Here is a 5,738-nt window from a genome sequence, read left to right on the forward strand (position 1 = left end):
CTCGCCGGCCCGCACCGGCCGGGCGCCGCGGCCGCGCTCCGGCCGCGGAGGTCGCCGGACGTGCTGGCCGGGCGGTCGACGGGAGGAATCGGTCACATCCGTATGACAAGGTCAATATCATTCGCGGTGTGAGCGAGGGGGAGGCGCCGCGGGCGCCGGAGCGGGGGACCAGACCGGCGGAGTCGGCGACCGGATCGGCGGAGCGGGGAACCGGGAGCGGCCCCCCGGCGGGCGGAATCCCGTTCGGCTACCCCGGCTACGTCCCACCGCCGCTCCCCGGCGCCGGACCAGAGCCACTTCCCGGCCCCGGACCGGAGCCGCTCCCCGACGCCGCACCCGACTCTCTCCCGGGTCCCGCCCCCGAGCAGGACCTCGCGGGATCCGGCACGCCCGGCCATCCGCCGCCTCCCGCCACCCCTTCCCCGCCGCCGGGGCCCTCGCCCACCGTGCCGCCTGGCGCGTCACCAGGGCCGTCGCCCACCGCGCCGCTGGGCGCGCCGGTGGCCGGGCCGTCCGTCCCGGTCTGGACCGGGCCGCCCGCCGCGCCCGGCGTCGTCCCGTCCGCCGGACCGCCTGCCGCGCCGCCGGACGGGCCGCCGGACGGGCCGCCGGCAGGGCCACGTTTGACCGGGCCGCCTCCGGCAGGGCCACGTTTGACCGGGCCGCCTCCGGCAGGGCCACGTTTGACGGGGCCGCCTCCGGCAGGGCCGCTTCCCGCAGGGGCATCTCCGGCCGGGCCCCTTCCGGCAGGTCCGTCCCTGGGCGCTCCGCCTGCGGCGAAATCATCTCCGGTAGCGCCACCTTTGGGCGGGCCGCCTCCGGCAGAGCCGTCCGGCGACGATTCAGGGCCGTCCGCACCGGTCGGCGGGTTGTGGGCGCCGCCGGTGCCCGGCCGGTCCCGGTCGCATGATCCCGGCGCGGCGCCGGCGGCCGGGTCCCCGCCCGGCGCAGGTCCACCCGGCGCGCGTCCGCCCGGGGCGGGGCCGGCGGGCGCGGGTCCGACTGAAGCGGCTCCGTCCGGAACCGGACTCTCCGGTGTGCCACCGGGACCGCCGCTCGCGGGGGCGGCGCCGGTGTCGCAGCCGGCACCGGGAGCGCCACCGGTACCGGGAACGCGGCCGGCGGCGGAGGGGCCGCGGCCGGCCCCGGCCGGATGGCCGCCCGCCGCACCGGCCGGTGCCACCCCCGGGCCCCCGGCCGGTGCCGCCCCTGGGCCGCCGGCGGGTCCGGCGGGCGGGGGAGCGGCCGGTATGGCGGGCGCCCCCGGCGGGGCCGCCGCCGCGGGCGCGGCGAACGTGGAAGCCGCGCCGGGCGCCGGCGGGAGTGCGACATCCGGTCCCGGCCGGCCCGGGGCGGGATCCGGCGCGGCGGGGCGCGCCGGGCGGCGGGCGCTGCTGTACGTCGGCGGCGGCACGGCGCTGGTGCTCGTCGTGCTGGCCGCGGTCCTGCTCAGTGCGCTGTGGCCGTTCGGCGGGTCTGCCGGAGGGCCGGGGGGGCGGCCCTCCGGCAGCGGCACGCCGGGTGCGGGGTCCGCCGCACCGGGAGGGGCGACGGAACTGACCGGGCAGGTCGGCTGGGAGGTCGCCGCGGCACCGCGGCGAGCCGCGTCCGGCGCGGTGCTGGGCTCCTGGGCGGTCCCCGGCGCCCTGCTCCGGGCGGACCACGCCGCGCTGGTGTCCTGGGACGCCGCCACCGGTGCCGGCCGCGGCCGGCTGCGCCCGCCGGGCGGCGGGGCGTTCTGCGCCGCCGCCCAGGAGGTCGCCGCGGACGTGCTGGCCCTGGCGTACGGCCCGCGCCCGCGTAAGCCCGGTGCGGCGGGCCGCTGCGCGGGCGTGCTGCTGGTCGAGCCGGCCACCGGGAGCGTCCGGCACCGGGTGAGCCTGGCCGGTACCGCGGTGGGGCGGGGCGCCGCCGGCCGGTACGGCACGTCGCTGGCGGTCGCGGGCGACACGCTGGTGGTGGCCCGCGGCCGGGCGGTGACCGGGTTCGGGACGACTGACGGCTCGGTGCGCTGGGAGGCCGGCGGCCTGCCCGCCGGCTGCGCCTTCCGCGACGTGCTCGCCGGCCCGGCCGGCGCCGTGCTGCTCGCCTCCTGCGGGCGGTCCCGGCCGGCGGTGGTGCTGGCCCTGGATCCGGCCACCGGCGCCCGGCGCTGGCGGGTCGTCGCTCCCTCGGGGGCGACCGGCGAGTCCGGGTCGCTGGTGGCGGCGGACCCGGTGGTCGCGGCGCTGCCCAAGGCGGGCGGCGCCGGCCGCTACCTGGTCCTCGGCCGGCCCGGGGAGGTCACCGCGTCCATCCCGCAGTCGGGCCCGTACGGCACGCTGGACATGCGCCCGATCGGCCGGCCGGGCGGCCGGGCCAGGTACCGGGTGGTGCTGGCCGGCGGCGCGCTGGTGACCGCGACGACGCCTTCCCAGGTCAGCGAGTTGCGCGACACCAACGACCTGGTGGCGTTCGGCCTGGCGGACGGCGGCCGGCGGTGGAGCCGGCGGCTGGATCCGGCCTCCACCGCCGTCCCGGCCGCCGCCGACGGCGACACGGTGATCGTCATGCGGACCGGGACGTACGAGCGGCCGCCGCAGGCGTACCGGCTCCGCTCGGCCGACGGGAGCGGCGGGCCGATGGGCCCGGCCTACCCGCGGGAGCTCGTCTACACCCCGGCCGACGGTCTCTTCCGCTACAGCGGCCGCACCCTGTTCCTGGTCACCGATCTGGACGACCGGGTCGGCGCGGTCCTCCTCCGCTAGCCGGATCGGCCCGGCCGGATCACCGGGGCGGGTGATCGGGGCCGGCCGGCGGCGCGCGCCGCCGGCCGGTCTCGCGGTGACCAACGTCCGCGCGGGGCGGGGACCTTCGCCGCTGACGCACGGGACCGGCCGGGCGGGATGATCGAGGCGAGCGGGTGCGGGAGGCGATGATGATCATGAATGTGGGCGACGTGATGGGCAAGGTGGCCATCGCCGTGCGGCAGGACACCTCGTTCGCCGACCTCGTCGAGACGATGCGCCGGTTCAAGGTCGGTGCGGTCGCGGTGATCGACGCCGAGCGGCGGCCGGTCGGCGTGGCGTCGGCCGACGACCTGCTGCTCAAGGAGATCGAGGCGCCGCCGCACCCGGCCGCGGTGTTCGAGGGGCGCCGGCAGCGCCGCGAGCACGCCAAGGCCGGGGGGCGCACCGCGGCGCAGGTGATGACGGCACCGGCGATCACCGTGACGCCGCGGACGCCGGTCCGCGAGGCCGCCCGCCTCATGCACGAGCACCGGATCAGGCAGCTGCCGGTGGTGGACGAGTCGACCGGCAAGATCGTGGGAACCGTGCACCAGTCGGATCTGCTGCGGATCTTCGCGCGGCCGGTGGCCGACGTCCGCGCCGAGGTGGACGTCGCCGTCTGGCGGGCCGGGGTGGACCCCGAGGCACTGTCGATCACGGTGGACCACGGGCTGGTCTCGCTGCGCGGTACCGTGCCGCGGCGCTCGCAGATCACCCTGCTGGCCGAGAACGTGCAGGCCATCGACGGGGTCATCGAGGTGGACGCGCAGGTCGGCTTCGAGGTCGACGACCTGGCCGGCGTCCCGCCGCTGCGCCGGTGAGCCCGCCGGCGGGCCCCTGGCCGCCCGCGCCGTTGCCGGGCCGCGGGAAGAGCGTCCTTGGGCCGGGCCCGGCCCAGGACCGGGGGCGGTCACGAGGGCGTGAGGGCGAGAGGAGGTAGAGAGCGGTCACGGAACCGGTCAAAGGCTGGCCGATCCATCCGCAAATGTCGCTGACCTGCGGATTCACCCAGATTTAGCGGGCGCTCACTGTGGGAGACTCCCAGTATGGCGGAGGTCCTACCGCGCTCGCTCATGCCACAGATGCGGCTCGACGAACTCCTGTCGGAGCTGCAGCTCCGGCTGGAGACGGTGCTGGCCACCCGTGACCGGGTGCACGCGCTGCTGGACGCGGTGGTCACCGTGGGCAGCGAGCTCGACCTGGAGACCGTGCTGCGGCGAATCGTCGAGACCGCGGTCACCCTGGTGGACGCCAGCTACGGCGCGCTCGGCCGGATCGGCGAGGGCAACACGCTCGTCCAGTTCGTCCCGGTCGGGCTGTCGGAGGAGGAGATCGCCAGGATCGAGCACTGGCCGCACGGTCTCGGGCTCCTCGGCCTGCTGATCAAGGATCCGCGCCCGCTGCGCCTGCGGCACATCGCCGACCACCCCGAGTCCTACGGCTTCCCGCCCGGCCACCCGCCGATGGGGTCCTTCCTCGGGGTGCCCATCCGGGTGCGCGGCGAGGTGTTCGGCAACCTCTACCTGACCGAGAAGCGTGGCGGCGGCCCGTTCGAGGAGGAGGACGAGTCCATCGTCATCGCCCTGGCCACCGCGGCCGGCGTGGCGATCGAGAACGCCCGGCTGTACGAGGAGACCCGCCGCCGGGAGATGTGGCTGCAGGCCTCCTCGGAGGTGACCACCAGCCTGCTGTCGGGCGCCTCCTCCCACCAGGTGCTGACGCTGATGGCCCGCCGGGCCCGCGAGATGGCCGAGGCCGACATCGCCGCCGTGCTGCTCCCCGGCGCGGACGGCGCCCGGCCGCGCCTGTCGATCGTGGAGGGCGTCACCGCCGCCGAGACCCCGGCGGTGGAGGAGGCGATCGCCGGGTCGCTGGCCTGCCGTGCCTTCGCCGCGGGGCAGCCCGTCGTGGTGAGCGACCTGGCCGGCACCGAGCCGCCCGGCATCGTCGCCGCCGGCCACCCGATCGGTCCGGCCGTCGCGGTCCCGCTCGGCGCGGCCGGCGCGGTGCGCGGCGTGCTGACCCTCGGCAAGCGGTCCGGCCGGTTCCCGTTCAGCCAGTCGCACGTCCGGATGCTGCACTCGTTCGCCGGCCAGGCGTCCATCGCCCTGGAGCTGGCCGAGGCACGGCAGGACGCCGAGCGGCTCGGCCTGCTGGAGGACCGCGACCGGATCGCCAAGGACCTGCACGACGTGGTCATCCAGCGGCTGTTCGCGGTGGCGATGACGCTGATGAGCACCGTGCGGCTGGTCGAGCGCCCGGAGACCGCGGCGCGGCTGCGGCACGCCATCGACGAGCTGGACGGCACCATCCGGCAGATCCGCTCCACGATCTTCGCGCTGCGGGCGCCGCGGGACGCCGCCGACCCGGCGCTGCGCGGGCAGATCGTCGAGCTGGTCGAGGCGGCGCGCGGGCACCTGGGCTTCCTGCCTGGCCTGCGGATGGACGGCCCGCTGGACAACGGGGTGCCGCCCGGCCTGGCCGAGCAGCTCCTCGCCGTGCTGCGCGAGGCGCTGTCCAACATCGTGCGGCACGCCCACGCCACCGGGGCCCGGGTGGCGGTCGAGGTCGCCGGCTCCTGGCTCACGCTGGTCGTGGAGGACGACGGCGTCGGCCTGCCTCCCGAAGGCCGCCGCAGCGGCCTGCGCAACCTGGAGGAGCGGGCCGTGCGGCTCGGCGGGCGGTTCTCCGCCTGCGCGCCGGATACCGGCGGCACCCGGCTGACCTGGAGCGTCCCGCTGCCGCCCGGCTGACCCGCCCGATGGCATGCGCGGCGTCCGGATGGACGTCTGCCGGCCGAGTCCGCCGGTCCTGGTCGCATTCGGGCGGCGCGGCGGCGCGGTCAGGGGCCCGGTAGGGGAGCGCGGTCAGAGGTCGCGGTGGCCGGTCAGGGGTCGCGGTGGCCGGCCTTGAGCTGCGCGGCCAGCGCCGCGGCCTGCGTGCGGCGCTGCATGTCCAGCTTCGCCAGCA

At 77.9% G+C, this 5,738-nt stretch carries 3 protein-coding genes; all 3 read left to right on the forward strand.

Translation table 11 applies throughout. The annotated features are described in order from the left end of the window. Positions 1-1,250 precede the first annotated feature (1,250 nt). Positions 1,251-2,747, forward strand: coding sequence for an outer membrane protein assembly factor BamB family protein (locus Sru01_RS33150; protein WP_203994233.1), 1,497 nt, complete (start codon positions 1,251-1,253; stop codon positions 2,745-2,747). Positions 2,748-2,917: 170 nt separating this feature from the next. After that, positions 2,918-3,589: a CBS domain-containing protein gene (locus Sru01_RS33155; RefSeq protein WP_239137990.1), complete on the forward strand. Its 672-nt coding sequence runs from the start codon at positions 2,918-2,920 to the stop codon at positions 3,587-3,589. 225 nt (positions 3,590-3,814) lie between these two features. Continuing rightward, complete coding sequence (locus Sru01_RS33160) at positions 3,815-5,521, forward strand: sensor histidine kinase (protein WP_203994236.1); 1,707 nt, start codon at positions 3,815-3,817, stop codon at positions 5,519-5,521. The last annotated feature ends 217 nt before the right edge of the window (positions 5,522-5,738 follow it).

This window comes from Sphaerisporangium rufum, from assembly GCF_016863395.1.
Classification (GTDB): Bacteria; Actinomycetota; Actinomycetes; order Streptosporangiales; family Streptosporangiaceae; genus Sphaerisporangium; species Sphaerisporangium rufum.

Bases quoted from the DNA above. Each gene is read 5' to 3' on its own strand.
- Sru01_RS33150 (WP_203994233.1), top strand. From the start codon at position 1,251: ATGGCGGGCGCCCCCGGCGGGGCCGCCGCCGCGGGCGCGGCGAACGTG.
- Sru01_RS33160 (WP_203994236.1), top strand. From the start codon at position 3,815: ATGGCGGAGGTCCTACCGCGCTCGCTCATGCCACAGATGCGGCTCGAC.
- Sru01_RS33155 (WP_239137990.1), top strand. From the start codon at position 2,918: ATGATCATGAATGTGGGCGACGTGATGGGCAAGGTGGCCATCGCCGTG.